Here is a 19,892-nt window from a genome sequence, read left to right as displayed (position 1 = left end):
GCCGATGCTCGCACCCCCACCGGCCGGCTTTCGCGGGCTGCTGCCGCTGCTGAAGCCCCATCGCCGCAGGCTGGTGGACGGCGGGCTCTGCATGCTCGTGTTTGTGGCCTGCTGGCCACTGCTGGCGGCCCTGGCCGGTCAGCTGATCCCGGCCATCGGCGCGGGCGACTTTCCTGGGGTGCTGCGGGCGATCTCCCTGGCGCTGCTGGTGTTCCTGGTGCAGAAGCTGGCCCAGTTCGGCCAGGACACCCTGCTGGCCTCACCGGCGCTCCAGGTGAGCCAGGCGTTGCGCAGTCAGCTGTTCGCCCGGTTGCAGCGATTGGAATTCGCGGCCCTGGAGAAGCTCTCGGCCGGCGATCTCACCTACCGCCTCACCGAAGACGCCGACCGGGTCGGTGAGGTGATCTACAAGACGATCCAGGACACCACCCCCAGCCTGCTGCAGCTGGTGGTGGTGTTCGGCTACATGGTGTTCCTTGATTGGAAGCTGTCCCTGGCCACCCTGCTGCTGGCGCCGCTGGTGGCGCTGATGGTGAGCGGCTTCGGCGCCCGGGTGATGGGCGCGGCCGAGCGCAGCCAGAAACAGGTGAGCGAACTGGCGGGGCTGCTGGCGGAGGCCATCGGTGGTCTGCCCCTGGTTCGCGCCTTCGCCGCCGAAGACTGGCTGCAGAACCGCTTCGAGCAGGAGATCGATCTGCATCGTCGTGCCAAATACCGCACCCTGCGCCTGCTGGCCCTGCAGCATCCGGTGGTGGGTTTCATCGAAGCGGCCGGCATTCTCTCGGTGCTGCTGATCGGTGCGGCCCGCATCCAGGCCGGTGGGCTCGACAGCCAGGGCTTCAGCTCCTACGTGGCGGCGTTGCTGATGCTGATCGACCCGATCTCCCACCTCACCACCAACTACAACGAGATGCAGCAGGGGCAGGCCTCCTTGAACCGTCTGCGCGAGATCGAGCGCGAGCCGGTGGAGATCCCTGACAGCCCCACGGCCCAGCCCCTGGGAGCGGTGCGCGGAGAGCTGCGTCTGGAGCATGTCTGGTTTGGCTACGACGCCGACCAACCGGTGCTGCGCGATCTCGATCTCTGCGCCCAGCCCGGCCAGCTGGTGGCCCTGGTGGGACCCTCGGGAGCTGGCAAGAGCACTCTGTTTTCGCTGCTGCTGCGCTTCAACACCGCCCAGCGTGGGCGGGTGCTGCTCGACGGCCAGGATCTGGCCAGCCTGCGGGCCGCCGACCTGCGCCGGGCCGTGGCCCTGGTGCCCCAGCAGAGCCGGGTGTTCTCCGGCAGCGTCGCCGAGGCGATCCGCTTCGGGCGTCCCGCCAGCGACGAGCAGGTGGCTCAGGCGGCCAGGCTGGCCAATGCCGCCGGCTTCATCGAGGCCCTCCCCGAGGGCTACCACTCCCGCCTCGAGGAGCGGGGCAGCAATTTTTCCGGTGGTCAGCTCCAGCGCATCGCCATCGCCCGGGCGGTGCTCGGCGATCCCGCCGTGCTGCTGCTGGATGAGGCCACCAGCGCCCTCGATGCCGAGGCGGAGGAGGCGGTGCAGCAGGGCCTCAAGCAGGCCATGGCCGGGCGCACCGTGCTGGTGATCGCCCACCGTCTCTCCACGGTGCAGGGGGCCGACCAGATCCTGGTGCTCGAGGGTGGCGGCATCATCGAGCGTGGCAGTCATGATCAGCTGATGGCACGTCCCGGCCGCTACCGCGAGCTGTGCGACCGTCAATTGATCCGCGTGGCTGCCTGAGCGGCCACCGTTGAGACCACTCCTGAGACCACTCCTGAGACCACTCCTGAGACCACTCCTGAGGCCACTCCTGAGGCCACCCTCCAGGTTCCGCCGTTCCCTTCCACGCTCGAGCGATCATGGCTGAAATGCCCCAGTGGGAGTACCGGGTGATCCACATCAATGTGGAGAACACCTCCCCACCCCAACCGCCGGATCCCCAGGCCGCCAGCCAGAAGCTGCAGGGAATCCTCAGCCCTGAATTCATCGCCCGGGAATTTCCCGAGTTCTACGGCGCCTCCCAGACCCAGACCCCCCGCCACCCGGCTGAGCAGCTGCAGTTCTTCATGAATCTGCTGGGTAAGGAGGGCTGGGAGATGGTGGAGGCGGCCCAGGTGGGTCCGCTGCTGATGTTCTTCTTCAAGCGGATTCGTCGCCCCGCTCCGGCCAAGCTGCCTCCGGCCGGCCCGTCGCTGAGCGCTCCAGCCGCCGAAGGCCCGCCGGGGGCGGCTTAACCTGCCCCCGACGACACAAGTGGTGACCCTTGACGGCCTCTTCCAACCAGCCCCCCGTGCTCACCTTCGAGGGCAAGCGCTACGAGCTCAACGTTCTTCCTGACGATGTCAAGGAACTGGTGCGGGGCATGCAGGTGGCCGATGCCCAGCTGCGCCTCTACGAGGACACCCTCAAGGTGCTGGCGGTGGGCCGCCAGTCGATGGCCTTTCAGCTGAACGAGCGGCTCAAGACCATCCCCGCCCTGCCGGACGGGGTCTGAGCGGAACGGTTGATCAGCAGCCGCTGATCATCTCAGGAGGCGGGAGTCTCCTGGGCCGCCTGGGGCAGCGGCTCGAGGGCCTCGAAGCGGAAGGTCTGCACGCTCTGGCCACCTTGAGCTTCGGGATCCTCGCTGCTGATCACCCGCTCGGAGAGCACCCAGGGCCCCACGCCCGCCAGGGGCACGAAGGTGTCGGTGAAGGTGCTCTTGCCGCCGCGGGCTTCGCCCGTGGCCGGATCGCTGTACTGGCTGCTGTAGGTGTGGCTGAGGTAGCCGGCTCCGGTGTCGGTGGTGCTGCCGGTGAAGATCGTCACCACGGTGCCGTGGATCTGGCGATGCACCATCGTCACCACCGAATCCTTGATGCGGTAGCGATCCCCGGCGTTCTTGCCGCCCACGATCACCTCAAGGCCCACGGCGTCGCTGTCGCCGGCGCTGAAGGTGTTGGCGCCATGGGTCTGCTCGAAGCTGCGGCGCACCCGGTGGATGCACACCTCCCAGAGCTGGGAGCCGACCGCCTTGGTGATCTCCTCATCTTCGATGCCCTCCACGCTGGCCTTGAGATCGGCGCCCACATGGAACTGGCCCTCCGCCCGCTGCTCTCCCTGCTCCCAGACGCAGCGTCCGCGGTAGCCGCCGAAGCCCGGCTCCCAGGTGTAACGGTTCTCGTAGGCGGCGCGGAACAGCTCGCGGATGTCGCTGCCCGGAGCGATCGAGGCGCTGGTGCTGGCGCTGATGGGGGGGGTGGCGGTACCGGTCAAGGATCCAGACGCGAAGGCCCTCAACCCTAACGAGCAGCCCCGGGGTGGATGTCCTGGAGGGCGGCCACGGTGAGCTCCTGGCTCTGGAGCGTGGCGATCGCTTCCACGGCTGCGCGGGCGCCGGCCAGGGTGGTCACGGTGGGCACGGCGTAGTCGAGGGCGGCTCGGCGCAGGTACTTGTCGTCGTGGGTGGCCTGACGGCCGATCGGCGTATTCACGATCAGCTGAATGCGGCCGGAGCGGATGGCGTCCTCGATGTTGGGGCGGCCTTCGTGCACCTTCAGGATCGATTCCACCTCCAGGCCCGCCTCCCGCAGCACGGCGGCGGTGCCACTGGTGGCGATCAGGGCCAGGCCCAGCTGAGAGAGGCGCTGGGCGACGGGCAGCAGCGAGGGCTTGTCGCGGTCGTGGGTGGAGAGGAAGACGCTGCCGCTGGTGGGCAGACCTTCGCCGGCGGCGATCTCGGCCTTGGCGTAGGCCATGCCGAAGCTGGCGCCACTGCCCATCACCTCGCCGGTGGAGCGCATCTCCGGTCCCAGCAGGGTGTCGGAGCCGGGAAAGCGCTTGAAGGGCAGCACCGCTTCCTTGACGTTCTGCAGGGGCGGTTTCGGCTCGCTGGTCAGGCCCAGTTCGCTGAGGCTGTGGCCGGCCATCAGCAGGCTGGCGATCTTGGCCAGGGGCACACCGGTGGCCTTGGCCACGAAGGGCACCGTGCGCGAGGCGCGGGGATTGGCCTCGATGATGAACACCCGATCCCCATCCACGGGGTGCGACTGCACGGCGAACTGGAGGTTGATCAGACCGCTCACATCCAGGGCCAGGGCCAGGGCTTCGGTCCACTGGCGGATGGTGGCCAGGGCCTGCTTGGAGAGTGACACCGCCGGCAGGGCGCAGGCTGAATCGCCCGAGTGGATGCCGGCCGGCTCGATGTGCTCCATCAGGCCGCCGATCACCACCGAGCCCTGCCGATCGGCCAGGGCATCGACGTCCACTTCAATGGCGTTCTCGAGGTACTGGTCGATCAGCACGGGGTGGTCGGGCTCCACCTGCACCGCCTCCACCATGTAGCGGTTGAGTTCCGCCTCATCGAAGACCACCTCCATGGCACGGCCGCCGAGCACGTAGCTGGGGCGTACGACAACGGGGTAGCCGACAGCCGCCGCCACCGCTCTGGCTTCGTCGGTGGTTCTGGCCAGGCCGTTGCGGGGCTGGCGGATCTCCAGACGGCGCAGGATCGCCTCGAACTGCTCGCGGTCTTCGGCCTGATCGATCGACTCCGGTGAGGTGCCCCAGAGCTTGGTGCCGGTGGCCTGGCCCTCTGGTGTTGCCAGCCAGCGCAGCAGCGGCAGGGCGAGCTTGAGCGGGGTCTGGCCGCCGAACTGCACGATCACTCCCTCGGGCTTCTCCGCTTCGATCACGTTGAGCACGTCCTCGAGGGTGAGCGGCTCGAAGTAGAGGCGGTCGGAGGTGTCGTAGTCGGTGGAGACGGTTTCCGGGTTGCTGTTGACCATCACCGTGGCGAAGCCATCGGCCCGCAGGGCGAAGGAGGCGTGGCAGCAGCAGTAGTCGAACTCGATGCCCTGGCCGATGCGGTTGGGCCCGCCGCCGAGGATCATCACCTTGCGGCGGGTTTCGCTCTGCACCTCGTCCTGCGGCGGCAGGGGTGCCAGGGAGCCGTCGGCCGCCAGCTGCTCCAGGGGTCGCTCGTAGGTGGCGTAGTGGTACGGGGTGCTGGAGGCGAATTCCGCCGCACAGGTGTCCACGGTCTTGAACAGGGCCTTGACGCCGAGGCCCTGGCGGCTGCGGCGCACCTTCAGCTCATCGCTGCCGCAGGCCCAGGCGATCTGACGGTCGGAGAAGCCCAGTTGCTTGAGCTCCAGCAGATCCGCCGCCGAGAGCTGGTCCAGAGACCGGCCCCGCAGCAGCCGCTCCTCGGCCTCGATCAGGCGGCGCAATTTGGCCAGGAACCAGGGATCGATCGCACTGAGCTGGTGGATGTCCTCATCAGTGCGGCCCGCCACCATGGCTGATCGCACGGCGAAGATGCGATCCGGCGAGGGAGTGCGCAGCATCCGCTCGAGATCGCTGGGCTCCAGGGGCTCATCGGGCCGGTCGCAGCCCCAGCCGGCATGGCCGGTTTCGAGCGAACGCAGGGCCTTCTGGAACGATTCCTCGAAGCAGCGGCCGATCGCCATCGCCTCGCCCACCGATTTCATCGAGGTGGTGAGCACCGCCGGAGAGCCGCGGAACTTCTCGAAGGCGAAGCGCGGAATCTTGGTGACCACGTAGTCGATCGTGGGCTCGAAGCAGGCCGGTGTGGCGCCGGTGATGTCGTTGAGGATCTCGTCGAGGGTGTAGCCCACCGCCAGGCGGGCGGCGATCTTGGCGATCGGGAAGCCGGTGGCCTTGGAGGCCAGCGCCGAGGAGCGGCTCACCCGTGGGTTCATCTCGATCACCACCACATCGCCGTTGGCGGGGTTGATCGCGAACTGGATGTTGCTGCCGCCGGTTTCAACGCCGATCTCGCGGATGATCGCGATCGACTGGTCGCGCAGCCGCTGGTATTCCCGGTCGGTGAGGGTCTGGGCCGGCGCCACGGTGATCGAGTCGCCGGTGTGCACCCCCATCGGGTCGAGGTTTTCGATGCTGCAGATGATCACCACGTTGTCGGCCAGATCGCGCATCACCTCCAGCTCGAATTCCTTCCAGCCGATCAGCGAGCGCTCGATCAGGATCTGGTTCACCGGGCTGGCCTCGAGGCCGCTCTTGCAGAAAGCCTGGAATTCCTCGGGGTTGTAAGCAATGCCGCCGCCGGAGCCGCCCAGGGTGAAGGCCGGTCGGATGATGCGCGGGTAGGTGTCGATCTCGGCACCCACCCGCTCGGCTTCCTCCAGGGAGGAGGCGATGCCCGAGGGGCACACCGCCACGCCGATCCGCTCCATCGCCTCCTTGAACAGGCGCCGGTCTTCGGCCTTCTGGATCGCCTGGAGGTTGGCGCCGATCAGCTCCACACCGAAGCGCTCGAGGGTGCCGTCCTCCGCCAGGGCCACCGCCAGGTTGAGGGCCGTCTGGCCGCCCATGGTGGGCAGCAGGGCATCGGGGCGCTCCAGTTCGATCACCTGTCGCACCACAGCGGGGGTGAGCGGCTCGATGTAGGTGCGATCCGCCATCTCCGGATCGGTCATGATCGAGGCGGGGTTGGAGTTCACCAACACCACCTCGTAGCCCTCGTCGCGCAGGGCCTTGCAGGCCTGGGTGCCTGAGTAGTCGAATTCGCAGGCCTGGCCGATCACGATCGGTCCCGAGCCCAGCAGAAGGATGCGACGCAGATCCGACCGGCGGGGCATGGGCGGAGCTTGAGCTGCCAAACGACGCCAGCCTCTCACGGCCCCATCACCGATCTGGTCGGTGGGGTGCTCTGTCCTCGCTAACGTGAGGATCTTGTGATCAGAGGTCGTGGCTCCATGAGCGAACTCCAGCGCCTGAAGGGGCTCCTCCCTCCGGAGATGCAGAGCTGGGTGTTCGTGGAAGCGGCAGCCTCCGCTGACCCCCCGCTGATCACCATCGAGGAGATCGGCCGCGATGAGGTGGAGGTGCAGGTGGACCTGCTCAAGTGGGAACCCTTCGCCCTCGACCACCGCAACCTGCTCTTCTGGCATGAGGTGGGGCGCATCCAGAACGATGCCGTTCCTCGCGACGGCTGGGAGATGGCGGCCCTGGCCATCGGCCTCGGCGGCGCCATCGGTGAGCTCTGGGTGCAGGACGGGCTGCTGCTGATGATGGCCCTGGGGCTCTCCGGTTTCGCCGGCTACCGCCTCTACCTCAAGAACAACAACGAGAAGCGCCTGCAGGAGGCCATCGCCGCCGATGAGCGGGCCATCTCCCTGGCCTGCCGTTTCGGCTACACCCTGCCCAACGCCTACAAGAGCCTGGGGGGTGCCCTCAAGGAACTGCTGGAGCAGACCCGCAAGAAGCGTCGGCGCTCGTTCTACGAAGACCGGCTGGAGGCTCTGCGCAAGAGTGCGGGCCGTGCCAGAGCTGAGATGGCTCAGCAACAGGGAAGCCGCGAGTCCGTGACCAGTGAGAACGTCTATGGCTGAGTCAGCCCCCAGTCCAGCCCTTGTGGCCTCTGCTGACAGCCGGGCCCTGGCCCTGCTGGCCGCCGAGGCCTGTGACGACCGCAAGGCCGTCGAGATCTGCATGATCCGGGTGGAGGAGGTGTCCTCCCTCGCCGACTGGTTCGTGATCTGCTCCGGCCTCTCCGATGTGCAGGTGCGTGCCATCGCCCGCTCCGTTGAAGACCGGCTGGAGCTGGAGGCCGATCGCCTGCCCCTGCGCAAGGAAGGCCAGAGCGAAGGCCGCTGGGTGCTGCTCGATTACGGCGAGCTGATCGTGCATGTGCTCACCCCGGCCGAGCGCCGTTACTACGACCTGGAATCCTTCTGGGGACACGGCGAGCACGAGCCATTCCTAAGCTCGCAGGAGCCACAGCCCCAATGAGCTGTCCCCCGGGGACCGCTCGGCATCAACCCAGCCACTTCCCGGGGACGTCCCTGTGACTGCCATGGATCAGGCCTGCTCGGAGAGTCCCTGCCCGGTGCCGCCCGAGCAGCGCCCCCTTGAGGAGTACCGCCAGCTCTGCGCCTCCTGGTTCTTCGCCTGGCCGGCGCTCACCAACGCGGGGCTGCGCAAGCCGCTGTTGATCAGCTGGGTTCTGGCCCTGCCGTTCACCGCCTTGATCAGTTACGGCAGCTGGCCCCTGCGCCACGACCCGCTGCGGCTGGCGGCCTCAGCTGCGGTGGCGGCGGTGCTGCCGGCCCTGCTGTTGCTGACGCGTCAGTGGCTGGGTTGGTCCTACGTCAACCGCCGCTTGATCTCCGAGCGGGTGGAGTACGAGGAATCCGGTTGGTACGACGGTCAGGTGTGGGAGAAACCCCTGGCCTGGCGCCAGCAGGATCTGCTGGTGGCGCGCCACCAGGTGCGGCCCGTGCTGGTGCGTCTGCGCCAGGCCCTCAGCCTCGCCCTGGCTCTGCTCCTGGGTGGTGCTGGCCTCTGCCAGGCTCTGTGAACGCCCGATCCGCGGTCCCCTTCGATCCCCGATGACCCTGTCCTCCAGCTTCGGCAGCCCCCAACGCCCCGGGGTCCCTCCCCTGGAGGTGCGCCTGCTGCGCAACGGCATCGCGGAGTCGCTCCATCGCGTCCATGCGGCGGTCTGCGACAAGCGCGGCCGGGTGCTGATGCGTGCCGGTGACCCCCAGCAGCTCAGTTTTGTGCGCTCGGCGCTGAAGCCGTTCCAGGCCATGCTCTTCGTCAGCAGCGGCGCCGCCGATCAGACCGGCAGCGGCGACCGCGGACTGGCCATCGCTTGCGCCTCCCATGCCGGCACCGCCGCCCATGCCCGCGAGGCCTTCAAGCTGCTCTGGAGCGCCGACATCGAGGCCGAACAGCTGCAGTGCCCCACCCCGGTGGGGGCTGACAGTCCGCTGCAGCACAACTGCTCCGGCAAGCATGCGGCTTTTCTCACCACCTGCCGGCGCCTGCACTGGCCGCTGGAGAGCTACCTCCACGTGGACCATCCGCTGCAGCAGCAGATGCTGCGCCGGGTGGGCGAGCTGCTGGGGCTGCCGGGGGCTGAGCTGGTCACTGCCCGCGACGACTGCGGCGCCCCCACCCTGCAATTGCCCCTGGCCCAGATGGCCCTGCTCTTTGCTCACCTCGGCTCCTCGGAGCACGCGGACCTGGAGCGGCTCAGCCGGGCGATGCTGGCCCACCCGGAGCTGGTGGCCGGCGAAGGTCGCTTCGACACCGAGCTGATGGCCGGGGGGCACGGGATGGTGATCAGCAAGGGCGGTGCCGAGGGCATCCAATGCCTCAGCCGCGTGGGTGAGGGTCTGGGTCTGGCCATCAAGGTGGAGGACGGCGCCAGCCGCGCCAAACACGCCGTGGCTCTGCACCTGCTTGAGCAGCTCGACTGGCTCACGCCGATCACCCTTGAGGATCTCAAGCGCCAGTTCCTGGTGCCCGGTGAAGGTCTGGAGCTGGCCGTGAGCGGCGAGCTGCGCTTCGACGCGGCCAGCTCCTGAGGGCAGGGGTTTGCTGGCGGGTACCTCGGGCTGGTACTCTCATTTCGGCGCCGCGGGGTAGAGCAGTCTGGTAGCTCGTCGGGCTCATAACCCGAAGGTCAGGAGTTCAAATCTCCTCCCCGCCACCACATCACGAAGCCCGGTCATCCCAGATGGCCGGGCTTTTTGATGGCTGCACGGCCCATCTCTGCTGCTGAGCTCAAGGCTCAGCCTCCCTCTGAAGCCCTGGCCTAGCTTCGATCTCTGCTGCCGGCTGGGAAGCCCTCGGATGTCGTCTGGCCTTGCCGTGTCCCCCCGCTTCGATCCATCCCTCACCTACGACGCGGTGGTGGTGGGCTCTGGAGCCACCGGTGGGGTGGCGGCGATGGTGCTGGCGGAGGCGGGCCTGAGGGTGCTGGTGCTCGAGGCGGGCCCCGACCTGAGCCCGGCGCAGGCCTTCGGCCGGGAGCCAGGCAACAGCCTGCGGCGCCTGGCCAACCTCAGCAGTGGTCGCCAGAAGCTGCAGAGCCAGCACCCGGGGTACTGGAAGGCCAACCCTGATCTCTATGTCGATGAGATCCAGAACCCCTACAGCACCCCCGAGCAGCGGCCCTTCCTCTGGAGCCGCGGCCGCCAGGTGGGCGGCAGGAGCCTCACCTGGGGCGGCATCACCCTGCGCCTCTCCGACCACGAGTTCAAGGCGGCCGAGCGGGATGGCCATGGCCTGCCCTGGCCGATCGCCGGTGAGGATCTGGCCCCTTACTACGACCGGCTGGAGCGCATGCTCGGGGTCCATGGCCAGCGCGACGGTCTGCCCCAGCTTCCGGATGGCCAGTACCTGCCTCCCCTGCCCTTCACCCCTGCCGAGGAGCACCTGGGTGGTGCGGTCGCCCGCGAGCTGGGCCTGCCCCTGATCCACTCCCGCGGTTTCCGGCTGCAGCGGCGCACGGCTGCCAGCCCCTGGCCCCGCTCCTGTGCCCAGGGCGGTGCCCTCTCCCGCGCCCTGGCCAGCGGCAAGGTCTGCCTGCGCAGCGATGCGGTGGTCAGCCATGTGGAGATCGGCCCCGGCGGCCACGCCGAAGCTGTCGTCTTTCTCGATCGCCTCAGCGGTGTGCGCCAGCGCGCCCGCGCCCGGCTGGTGGTGCTCTGCGCCTCCACGCTGGAGAGCGTGCGCATCCTGCTGCACTCCGGCGAAGCGCACCAGGCCGGGGGCCTGGCTGACGGCTCCGGTTGCCTGGGGCGGTACCTGATGGATCACATCTCCAGCAGTCGCTTCTTCGCCCTGCCCGATCAGCCGCCGCCGGCTGAGGCGGTGGAGCTCTCCGGGGCCGGCAGCGCGTTCATCCCCAACACGGTGAACCTCGGGAGCGGCGCTGATCTGCCCTTTCTGCGTGGTTACGGCCTCTGGGTGGGGGTGCAGCGCTTTGACCCACCGGGGCCGCTCAAGCGCCACCCCAGCGAGGCGGTGGGCTTCCTGATCGGCCACGGTGAGGTGCTGCCCCGGGCTGAAAACCGGCTCACGCTCAGCTCCTCGCTCCGAGATGCCTGGGGGCTGCCGGCCGCCCACATCGACTGCCACTGGGGGGAGAACGAGCTGCGCATGGTGGCCCACATGCAGGAGCGCATGGGGCAAGTGGTGGCGGCCGGCGGCGGCGAGATCCGCCCCCTCCAGGATCTGTTCGTCTTCCCCCTGGCTGAACCCCTGATCTGCCGCGGCGTGGCCCTGGCCCCCACGGCGGCCCCGCCCGGCTACTACATCCACGAGCTGGGCGGGGCTCGGATGGCCTCACGCCCGCAGGATGGTGTGCTCGATCCCTGGAACCGCCACTGGCAGGCGCCGAACCTGCTGGTGAGCGATGGCTCCTGCTGGCCCAGTGCCGGCTGGCAGAGCCCGACGCTGACCGAAATGGCGATCACCTGGCGGGCCTGTGAGCGGGCGGCGGCGGATCTGCGCGGCTCGGCTCTGTGAGCGGCTGCACACCAGCGGCGCAAACTGGTGTCGATCACCACAACCGCTCTGGATCCCAGGCCGCACAATCTGCGGGCGACCTTTCAACGGGTCGGGCAAGGGAGATACGGCGGGAGCGGCAGCTTCCGCTTTTTTTTGTGCCAGATATGCCCCAGTTGTGCCCTAGTTGGAGCCGGCCTTCATGAACAGGCCATCGAGGTAGTGCTGGGTCACACAGCGATCGCTGCAGCCGTTCTGGAAGAGGAAGCCGGCCAGCGCAGAGGTGATCAGGCGGTACTGATCCCAGTGGGGGTGGCTGCGCATGAACTCGTGCATGCCGTTGAAGAGGTCTTCGGGGATTTCCGCTTCCAGGCTGATGTCAGCGCTGCCCCGGGGCTCTTGACCATCGTGATGCATGGGCATGGATCCTTTCGCTTGGACCCAGAAAGCCACGGGGAGGGGGGTGTCGTCAAAGCGGCCCTGCGGCGGTGAATCCATCCGGCCCAAGGCTGAGACAGCCAGCCCATGAGCGCTCTGGGCCCCCTTGGCGAGCCCCTGGGCAGAGGGCGAAAAGGGCTGACGGCGGACTGTCAAGTTGCGGGCCTGGGGAAGGGCGGAATCCCCAGGCCCAACGCCGTGGCGGCCTGTTCGGGCCCTCAACCTGTGGAAAAACCCCTCTCGACCTGGGGAAAACCCCCTCGACCTGGGGAAATCGTTGACACATCAGCAGGGCTTATGCCTGTCGTGTCTCCTGCGACTCGGCTGGGATCGAGACAGGTGAGCCAGCTGAGGCGAGGCTGAGGGGGCCGAGGGGATGATCCGCCTGGGGGTAGGGCGCATGGGTGTGTGCGTGCTCCCCGGCGGGGCCATGGTCTCCAGCCGGACCGTGGCTGTGGTCATGGCTGTGGTCGTGCCCGTGGTGGTCGTGGGTGTGGCCCAGGGGGATCGGTACCCCATCGGGCTGGCAGGCGCCGGTGCACTCCCGCTCGCAGAGGGTGCAGCTCTCCACCAGGCCCTCCACGTGGTGATGGTGGCTGCGCTGGGGGGCCCCCACCTCGCTCTCGAAGCCCAGCACCTGATCCCGGTACTTGCACAGGGAGCAGTTCATCTGCGTGTCCCCCCGGATCACCTCCTCCACCCGCTCGCGGAAGGTGTCCAGCACCAGGGTGTGATCCCCCAGATAGCTGGCCGAGAGGAACTCGATCTCGGGATGGTCGTCGGCCACCCGCTGGCTGTGCTGCTGGATCCGGCTCACCAGCACCCCCGAGAAGAGGAAATAGGGAAAGACGACGATGCGGCGGAAGCCCAGCTTGAGGGCGTGGCGCAGGCCCGGTTCCACCAGCGGGAAGGTGACCCCCGAATAGAGGGTTTCCCCCCAGCCGAAGCCCATGCCCTCCACCAGCATCCGCGTCACCTTGCTGACATTGGAGTTGGCATCGGGATCCGAGGAGCCACGGCCCACCACCACCAGCAGCGTGTCGTGCCGTGACACCGAGGGGTCGGCCTGCTCCAGGCAGGCGCTGATGCGGGCGGCGGCGGCCTGGATCATCTTGCGATCGATCCCCAGCTCCCGGCCGTAGTCGATGCGCAGGCCGGTTTCGGCCGCATAGGTGTTGAGGACCGAGGGGATGTCGTTTTTGGCATGGCCGGCCGCGAACAGCATTCCCGGCACCGCCAGCACATGCTCCACCCCCTGGGCGCGCAGGTTGTCGAGGCCATCGCGCAGGATCGGCCGGGCGAATTCCAGATAGCCGTAGTCGACAGGCACGCCCGGCAAGCGCTCACGCAGCCCCTCGGCCAGCTGGGCGAATTCGGCCACGGCCAGGCGGTTGCGGCTGCCGTGGCCGCAGACCATCACGCCGAGTTTGCCGTGGGGGCCAAGGGCCGTGAGCGGTTGCACGAAAGAAGAAACCATGGGCCATCCTGCCTCAAGCGACCCTATCGCTCTCCCCTGGCGCAGCCCAGAAGCCTGGATGGGCAGCGAGTGGCAGGCTGACTCACTGGGCTGTCAACCTTGCGCAAGATACTGTTACATTGCTTCAAGTTCGCTTCACGATCCATGACCACCACCACCAGCTCCCCCTCCTCTGCCGCGGCTGCCGCAGGCCAGTCCTGGTACGAGAACGCCTCTGCCGCCCAGATTCATGAGGAGCAGCTGCGCCGCGTGGAGCTGTTCAACGGCCGTGCCGCCATGCTCGGTTTTGTGATCGGCGTGCTCACCGAAGCCCTCACCGGCCAGGGAATCATCCACCAGATCGGCCTGGGCACCCTTTTCTTCCAGGGTTGAGCTTCCGTCTCTGGCGGTTGAACCGAGCCACTGATCAGCGCCCCTGAGCCGAGCAGCTGATGACCCGGGTGTCTCAGGGGCCCACTCTGAGGAGACTTCCAGGTGCTGGGTCCGCCAGCACGCCTCAACCATGGAGCCTTCCTTGGTCGCCATCGACTCCATCGATCCCCTCATTCGCAGTGCTGTCCGCCGCCAACCGCCGGCCTGGGGCCAGGGAGTTCGTCTGGGCCTCTGGCAGGGAGCAGGGGCGGCCGGTACCCCCGAGGCCCTGGTAGAGAACCTCGAGCGCCTCGAATCCGTGGCTGCCTGCGCCGCCAGCCATCAGGTGCAGCTCCTGGCCTTCCCAGAGCTTTATCTCTCCGGCTATGCCCTCGGCGCCGAGGCGGCCTGGCGGCTGGCAGAAGCGCCCAACGGTCCCAGCCTTGAGCGGGTGGCGGCCACGGCCCGCCGCCATGGTCTGGCCATCGCCTGCCCCTATCCGGAGCGGGCTGTGGTGGCGGGCCGTGAGTGCCTCTATGACGCCATCGCCCTGTTCGATCAGGGCGGACAGCTGCTGCGCAATTACCGCAAGACCCACCTGTGGGGCCCCGATGAAGCCCTGCTCTGGACGGCCGGTTACAGGGAAGCCGAGGAGGGACCGGCCTACACGGTGCAGGAGGTGAACGGTTTTCCCCTGGGCCTGCTCAATTGCTACGAAGGCGAATTCCCTGAACTCACCCGCTTGCTGGTGCTGGCCGGGGCCCGGCTGGTGCTGATTCCCACCGCTGCCGATGCCTGGATGCTGCTCTCCGATGGGCGCCGCACCGACCGCCCCTACCCGGATGTGTCGCGCACCCTGCTGCCGGCCCATGCCTTCTCGAACCAGTGCTTCGTGGCCTATGCCAACCGCTGCGGCGAGGAGAGCGTGGACGGACAGGTCAGGGGGGCCTATCTGGGGAACAGCGTGGTGGCGGCCCCCGATGGCACGCTGCTGCTGGCGGCCAGCGATGAACCCACCCTGCTGATCGCCGATTGCCGCCCGGGCGATTACGGTCCCAGCCATCCCGAGGGCACCACCTACCTCTCCGACCGTCGCACCGACCTCTATGGAGCCCTGGCCCAGCCTCAGGCGCTGTAGGCCTTGCGCGCTGGAATCGGGTAGGGAATGCGGCGGTGTCGCATGCGCCGCCACACCCTCACGAACGAGCGGATCACCAGCTCCAGTTCGCCGCGGCTGATGCCGCTGTCGCGCAGCTGACCATCCAGCCGGCGGGCATCGATCAGGCGTCGCACCATCGCCGCGGCCTCCTGCTCCGAAGTGCCCGGTGGCAGCGAACGCAGGGCCGCTTCGCAGCCATCGGCCAGCATCAGGATCGCTGTTTCGCGGCTCTGGGGGGTGGGGCCGCGGTAACGAAAGGCGGACTCCGGGGTGGAGGGGTCGCGCTCACGGGCCTGGTGGAAGAAATACCCCATCCGCAGGGTGCCCTGGTGCTCGGGAATGAAGTCTTCGAGGGGGCGGGGCAGGCGGTACTTGCGGGCCAGCTTGAGGCCCTCATCCACATGGGCCTGCAGAACCCTGGCGCTGCCGAAGGGATCATTGAGCTCGTCGTGAGGATTGGGACCCTCGGACTGGTTCTCGATGAACCACTGGGGCGCGTGCAGTTTGCCTACATCGTGATAAAGCGAACCCGTTCGGATCAGATCCACGTCGGCGCCGATCGCCCGGGCGCCCTCCTCCGCCAGACCACAGATCATCAGCGTGTGCTCGAAGGTGCCCGGTGCTTCGGTGGACAGCCGGCGCAGGAGCGGCAGCTCCAGATCGGCCATCTCCAGCAGACGGGCGCGGGTCAGCAACCCGAAGAAGCTCTCCACCAACGGTCCCAGGAGCAGACCTCCCATCAGCAGCCCCCCCATCAGCAGGGCCTCGGCGGCCAGCTCGGTGCCGCTCGGAGGCACCCGGGTGCGCCCATGCCAGAGGGCCACGCTCTGCAGCACAAGCCACTGCAGCACCAGGGCGCCGATCGGCAGCACGATCGCCAGCTGCACCAGCTGGGCCCGGCTGCGCTGGCGTCCAGCCAGCACCGCCGCCGCCGCCGCCACCAGGGCCGCCACCAGCAGCCGCACTTCGCTGAAATCATCCAGCGGCTGGGGCCAGAGCAGGCTGGCCACCGCCAGCCAGCCCAGGCCCGCAGGCGTTCCCAGGGCCTGGGCCAACAGCAGCGTGGGGGGCACCAGCAACGCCAGCGGGCTGGCGGCGTTGCCCAGCCAGAGCTTGAGACCCTGCACCACTGCCAGCATCGCCAGCGCCAGCAGACCATGGCGGGGCTCCAGGCTGCAGCGCCAGCGCCGCAGGATCAGCACCATCACCACGCAGCCCGCCAGGGCTTCGAGGAAATAGCCCAGCCAGGCCCAGAGCAGGGGCCGGCGGTTCACCAGTCCGAAATAATCGAGTACGTCGTAGGCCTGGGGGCTGATCGGTTCCCCCTGGCGGGCGATCAGATCCCCCTGCTTGACGACGATGCGGGGAATGCCCTGCTGGTTGAGCAGCTCCTCGATCAGCTGCTGGCTCATCAGCGGATCAGTGCGCAGGTTGGTGCGGCCCTGCAGGTTCGTCGCCAGCAGGCGGCCCCCCAGGCCCAGTCCCGGTTCCTCCATCGGTGCGAGCTGGAGGCGGGCGGCCTGCTCCAGCTGACGCTTGGCCAGGTTGCCCACGATCCCCTGGCTGAGCATGCGCTGCTGGGCCTTGCGCAGGGCCAGCTTCCAGCCGTTGAGGTCTTTGGCGTCACGCCCCACCAGCCAGGCCTGCTCCAGGGGGCTGAGGTTGAGCGGTCCCACCCGGGACTGGTTGCTGCGCGACACCAGATCCAGCTCCTTGAGCTGACGTTCCAGCCGTTCCTGCAGCATCTGGTTGGCCTCCAGATCCACCACCTGCACATGGGTGCGGGTGCCCAGCTGGGAGCGTCGCTGCTCCAGTGCCTCCGTGTTGAGCACGGTGGCGTCCGCGGGAGCGCTGACGCTGATTGGGGCGGGGATGCCCGGGCGCAGGCTGGGCTCCACCAGCCAGGGCCAGCTGGAGATGACGGCCACCAGCACGCTGGCCAGCAGAATCATCGCCCAGTCGAGTCGACCCCAGGAGCAGAGGGCCTGGCATGGGCGTTCCTGCCGCAGCAGCCGCCGCCAGAAGTTCTTGAGGCGACCTCGTCGCAGCACCATTGTTGTCGCTTGAGACCAAACGCTAGCGAGGGCGCCTGCGCACGCTCCCCTGCATGCTGGAGCCGAACGCGAGCATGAACTGATGGCCCTTCGCCTCGACGGCCGCCAACTGGCGGCGGAGCTGGAGAACCGCCTGCGCGCCGTGATCAGCGAGGGGCTGGGGAGGGCCGGCCGTCCCCCCGGCCTGGCGGTGCTGCGGGTGGGGGACGATCCCGCCAGCGGCGTCTATGTGGCCAACAAGGTCAAGGCCTGTGCCCGGGTGGGCCTCCACAGCCGCGTGCAGCATCTCCGGGCCGACTCCGCACCGGCGGAGCTGCTGGCCGCGATCACGGCGCTCAACCGGGATCCAGCGGTGGATGGGATCCTGCTGCAACTGCCCCTGCCCGCCGGGCTGGAGGAGGCTCCCCTGCTGGCGGCGATCGATCCGGCCAAGGACGCCGATGGCCTGCACACCCTCAACCTCGGTCGGCTGCTCAAGGGCGAGCCGGGGCCGCGCAGCTGCACGCCGGCCGGGGTGATGGCCCTGCTGGCCCGCCATGGCATCGACCCCGCCGGCCGGCGGGCGGTGGTGGTGGGCCGCAGCATCCTCGTGGGCCAGCCGATGGCCCTGATGCTGCAGGCCGCCGATGCCACCGTGAGCGTGGCCCATTCCCGCACCCGGGAGCTGGCGGCACTCACCCGCCAGGCGGAGATCCTGGTGGTGGCGGCCGGCCGGCCACGCCTGCTGGGCGCCGAGCACATCAGCCCCGGAGCGGTGGTGGTGGACGTGGGCATTCACCGTCTGGAGGGCGGCCTCTGTGGTGATGTGCGCTTTGAGGAGGTGGAGCCGCTGGCCAGCGCCATCACACCGGTGCCCGGTGGTGTGGGCCCGATGACGGTGACGATGCTGTTGGTGAACACCGTGGTGAGCTGGTGGAAGCGGACGGAGGGGGGCGATCCAGGGCCGCTCTGCCAGGACCATCCATTGGCTGATCTGTTGCCTTGAGCCACCGCTGGGCCGATGGCCTGAGAGAATCCCCGCCAGCGCGCTGGTACCCATGGCCGTGGCGGTGAGCACGGAATTTGATTTCGCCGCCTACCTGGAGTCGGCTCGGGCGCAGGTGGAGCTGGCGCTTGAGGCCTCTCTGGGCCCAGAGCGGCCCGAATCGCTGCGCGAGGCCATGCGCTACTCGCTGCTGGCGGGCGGGAAGCGCCTGCGGCCGATTCTCTGCCTGGCGGCCTGTGAGCTGGCCGGCGGGGAGGTGGCCCTGGCCCTGCCCACGGCGGTGGCGCTGGAGATGGTCCACACGATGTCGTTGATCCACGACGATCTCCCCGCCATGGACAACGACGACCTGCGTCGCGGCCGCCCCACGAACCACAAGGTCTACGGCGATGCCCAGGCGATCCTGGCCGGTGATGCCCTGTTGACCAGGGCCTTTGAGATGGTGGCCCTGCGCAGCCCCGGCGTGCCGGCAGAACGTCTGCTGCAGGTGGTGGGTGAGCTGTCCCTCGCCGCCGGAGCACCGGGGCTGGTGGGTGGTCAGGTGGTCGACCTGGAATCGGAGGGCAAGGACGTGGACCTCGCCACCCTCGAGTACATCCACCTGCACAAGACGGGTGCCCTGCTGCAGGCCTGCGTGCTCACCGGCGCCATGATCGCCGGCGCTCCTGAACCTCTGCTGGAGGGCCTGCGCACCTACTCCCGCGGCATCGGCCTGGCCTTTCAGATCATCGACGACATCCTCGATGTGACTGCCAGCAGCGAGGTGCTGGGCAAGACCGCCGGCAAGGATCTCACCGCCGACAAGACCACCTACCCCAAATTGCTGGGCCTGGAGGCCTCCAGGCAGCGGGCCGATGCCCTGGTGGCGGAGGCCAAGGCCGCCCTCCAGCCCTGGCAGGCCAGCGCCCAGCCCCTGTTGGCCCTGGCCGACTACATCACCAGCCGCGACCGATGATCGGTAGCTCTCTCTTGGATGGCCCCCTGATTCAGTTGCTCGATAACGGTGTGCTGGCCTGGTCCCTGATCGCCTGCGGTCTGGCCCAGCTGGGCAAGTTGCTGGTGGAACTGGTGGAGCATGGCCGCTGGCGGCCGGCGGTGCTGTTCGAAACCGGTGGCATGCCCTCCAGCCACTCCGCCCTCGTCACCGGTGCCTGCGCCGGCATCGGCTGGGAGCTGGGCTTGGCCGATCCCCTCTTCGCCTTCGCTTGCACCATCGCCTTCATCGTGATGTACGACGCCAGCGGTGTGCGCCGGGCCGCGGGCCTGCAGGCTGCCCGCCTCAATGCCCTGCCCACCACGCTCTGGACCACCGAGCCCTCTGCGCAAACCACGCCCCCCCAGCCAACGACTGCGGTGGCGCCGCTGGATCGTCTCAAGGAAAGTCTTGGCCACACCCGCGCTGAGGTGCTGGCCGGCAGCCTGCTGGGCCCAGCGATCGCCCTCACCGGGCTGGCGCTGGCTGGCTCACCACTGCAGATCGCCCAGGGGTGGGGTTGGCTGCCCCTGGCCTGAACGACAGCCCTCCCGCTGGCCACCAGGAGCTCACCCCCTGCCAGGGCCGCGCCGTGGAGGCCTTCAGCCAATGGCTGGCGCGGCCCGCCCGGGACGAACCCTTCGTGCTCAGTGGCTACGCCGGCACGGGCAAGACCTTCCTCTCGATGGTCTTTCTGGCTGCGGCCGAAGCCAGGGGCCTCTGCTGGACGGCGGTGGCGCCCACCCACAAGGCCGTCGGGGTGCTGCGGGGCTATCTGGAGCTGGCGGGTCTGCGCCCCACCTGGCACCCCTCCACCCTGCATCGGCTGTTGCGGCTGAAGCTGCGCCGCCAGGGGGGGCGTGAGGTCTGCGAGGAGACCGACCAGACCGCCCTGGCCCTGGAGCACCTCGGACTGGTGCTGATCGATGAGGCCTCGATGGTGGATGGCAGCCTGCTGCGTTTCAGCCTGCAGGGGGCCCACCCCTACGGCACCCGGCTGGTGTTCGTGGGCGATCCCGCCCAGTTGCCACCCGTGGGGGAAGCCAGCAGTCCGGTGTTCGCGTTGCAGCGGGCGGCTGGCGCTGAACTCACAGAGGTGGTGCGCCACCAGGGCCCCGTGCTGCGGCTGGCCACCGCTCTGCGCGAAGAACAACTTCCCTGCCGTCTGCCGCTGGGGCCCCACCGG

19 protein-coding genes and 1 tRNA gene are annotated in these 19,892 nt (G+C 68.5%); 15 read left to right on the top strand and 5 right to left on the bottom strand.

Annotated elements, in window-relative coordinates; translation table 11 throughout:
- Positions 1-4 precede the first annotated feature (4 nt).
- The 3 genes from KQ304_RS00105 (at position 5) to KQ304_RS00095 (ending at position 2,498) form a co-directional block, all read left to right on the top strand.
- Entirely contained in the window at positions 5-1,744 is a 1,740-nt protein-coding gene (locus KQ304_RS00105) for an ABC transporter ATP-binding protein (RefSeq protein WP_259735093.1), read from the top strand.
- Positions 1,745-1,863: 119 nt separating this feature from the next.
- On the top strand, positions 1,864-2,238 hold the full coding sequence (locus KQ304_RS00100) for a hypothetical protein (protein ID WP_259735092.1): 375 nt from the start codon (positions 1,864-1,866) through the stop codon (positions 2,236-2,238).
- Positions 2,239-2,267: 29 nt separating this feature from the next.
- The gene (locus tag KQ304_RS00095; RefSeq protein ID WP_259735091.1) at positions 2,268-2,498 is read left to right on the top strand and encodes a DUF6447 family protein; all 231 of its coding nucleotides are present in this window, start codon (positions 2,268-2,270) and stop codon (positions 2,496-2,498) included.
- A gap of 32 nt (positions 2,499-2,530) precedes the next feature.
- On the opposite strand, the gene KQ304_RS00090 is transcribed toward KQ304_RS00095, so the two are convergent.
- Entirely contained in the window at positions 2,531-3,235 is a 705-nt protein-coding gene (locus KQ304_RS00090; protein ID WP_259735151.1) for a DUF3386 domain-containing protein, read from the bottom strand.
- A 50-nt stretch (positions 3,236-3,285) separates the two neighbouring features.
- On the bottom strand, positions 3,286-6,606 hold the full coding sequence (gene carB, locus KQ304_RS00085; protein ID WP_259735090.1) for a carbamoyl-phosphate synthase large subunit: 3,321 nt from the start codon (positions 6,604-6,606) through the stop codon (positions 3,286-3,288).
- A 117-nt stretch (positions 6,607-6,723) separates the two neighbouring features.
- Here carB and KQ304_RS00080 point away from each other — a divergent pair, with 117 nt between their 5' ends.
- From KQ304_RS00080 to KQ304_RS00050, 6 genes are all read left to right on the top strand, one after another.
- Complete coding sequence (locus KQ304_RS00080; protein ID WP_259735089.1) at positions 6,724-7,359, top strand: DUF3318 domain-containing protein; 636 nt, start codon at positions 6,724-6,726, stop codon at positions 7,357-7,359.
- Positions 7,352-7,759, top strand: a complete 408-nt coding sequence (rsfS, locus tag KQ304_RS00075; RefSeq protein WP_259735088.1) for a ribosome silencing factor — start codon at positions 7,352-7,354, stop codon at positions 7,757-7,759. The genes KQ304_RS00080 and rsfS overlap by 8 nt, the downstream gene beginning before the upstream one ends.
- 64 nt (positions 7,760-7,823) lie before the next feature.
- The gene (locus KQ304_RS00070) at positions 7,824-8,327 is read left to right on the top strand and encodes a CGLD27 family protein (RefSeq protein WP_259735087.1); all 504 of its coding nucleotides are present in this window, start codon (positions 7,824-7,826) and stop codon (positions 8,325-8,327) included.
- A gap of 31 nt (positions 8,328-8,358) precedes the next feature.
- Positions 8,359-9,342: an asparaginase gene (locus KQ304_RS00065; protein ID WP_259735086.1), complete on the top strand. Its 984-nt coding sequence runs from the start codon at positions 8,359-8,361 to the stop codon at positions 9,340-9,342.
- A gap of 51 nt (positions 9,343-9,393) precedes the next feature.
- Positions 9,394-9,470 (top strand) — tRNA-Met (locus tag KQ304_RS00060).
- A gap of 140 nt (positions 9,471-9,610) precedes the next feature.
- On the top strand, positions 9,611-11,290 hold the full coding sequence (locus KQ304_RS00050; RefSeq protein WP_399227990.1) for a GMC oxidoreductase: 1,680 nt from the start codon (positions 9,611-9,613) through the stop codon (positions 11,288-11,290).
- Between the two features lie 162 nt (positions 11,291-11,452).
- Here the strand turns inward: KQ304_RS00050 and KQ304_RS00045 are convergent, their stop codons facing one another.
- Both KQ304_RS00045 and KQ304_RS00040 read right to left on the bottom strand, forming a co-directional pair.
- Positions 11,453-11,686 (bottom strand): DUF2811 domain-containing protein, encoded by a 234-nt coding sequence (locus KQ304_RS00045; protein ID WP_259735149.1) that lies wholly within the window; start codon positions 11,684-11,686, stop codon positions 11,453-11,455.
- Positions 11,687-12,002: 316 nt separating this feature from the next.
- Positions 12,003-13,184, bottom strand: a complete 1,182-nt coding sequence (locus tag KQ304_RS00040; RefSeq protein ID WP_259735085.1) for a sirohydrochlorin chelatase — start codon at positions 13,182-13,184, stop codon at positions 12,003-12,005.
- Positions 13,185-13,328: 144 nt separating this feature from the next.
- Here KQ304_RS00040 and KQ304_RS00035 point away from each other — a divergent pair, with 144 nt between their 5' ends.
- Together KQ304_RS00035 and KQ304_RS00030 are read left to right on the top strand one after the other, a co-directional pair.
- Positions 13,329-13,556, top strand: a complete 228-nt coding sequence (locus tag KQ304_RS00035) for a chlorophyll a/b-binding protein (protein WP_259735084.1) — start codon at positions 13,329-13,331, stop codon at positions 13,554-13,556.
- Between the two features lie 130 nt (positions 13,557-13,686).
- Entirely contained in the window at positions 13,687-14,673 is a 987-nt protein-coding gene (locus KQ304_RS00030; protein WP_259735083.1) for a carbon-nitrogen hydrolase family protein, read from the top strand.
- Here KQ304_RS00030 and KQ304_RS00025 read toward each other — a convergent pair.
- Positions 14,661-16,748 (bottom strand): HDIG domain-containing metalloprotein, encoded by a 2,088-nt coding sequence (locus KQ304_RS00025; protein ID WP_259735082.1) that lies wholly within the window; start codon positions 16,746-16,748, stop codon positions 14,661-14,663. The genes KQ304_RS00030 and KQ304_RS00025 overlap by 13 nt on opposite strands.
- 82 nt (positions 16,749-16,830) lie before the next feature.
- Here KQ304_RS00025 and folD point away from each other — a divergent pair, with 82 nt between their 5' ends.
- The 4 genes from folD to KQ304_RS00005 all read left to right on the top strand — a co-directional run.
- A complete protein-coding gene (gene folD / locus KQ304_RS00020; protein ID WP_259735081.1) occupies positions 16,831-17,733 on the top strand; it encodes a bifunctional methylenetetrahydrofolate dehydrogenase/methenyltetrahydrofolate cyclohydrolase FolD in 903 nt (300 codons plus the stop codon).
- A gap of 52 nt (positions 17,734-17,785) precedes the next feature.
- Positions 17,786-18,688, top strand: a complete 903-nt coding sequence (gene crtE / locus KQ304_RS00015) for a geranylgeranyl diphosphate synthase CrtE (RefSeq protein ID WP_259735080.1) — start codon at positions 17,786-17,788, stop codon at positions 18,686-18,688.
- A complete protein-coding gene (locus KQ304_RS00010; protein WP_259735079.1) occupies positions 18,685-19,245 on the top strand; it encodes a divergent PAP2 family protein in 561 nt (186 codons plus the stop codon). Before crtE ends, KQ304_RS00010 begins: the two co-directional genes overlap by 4 nt.
- Positions 19,221-19,892 (top strand): AAA family ATPase (locus tag KQ304_RS00005; RefSeq protein ID WP_259735078.1); only part of this gene is annotated, 672 nt, incomplete at its 3' end. The genes KQ304_RS00010 and KQ304_RS00005, both read left to right, overlap by 25 nt.

Origin of the sequence: Synechococcus sp. CS-1329, from assembly GCF_025128055.1 — a bacterium.
Taxonomy (GTDB): domain Bacteria; phylum Cyanobacteriota; class Cyanobacteriia; order PCC-6307; family Cyanobiaceae; genus Regnicoccus_A.
Note: the sequence above shows the minus strand (reverse complement) of the source record. Positions and strands in the feature narration are given on the sequence as shown.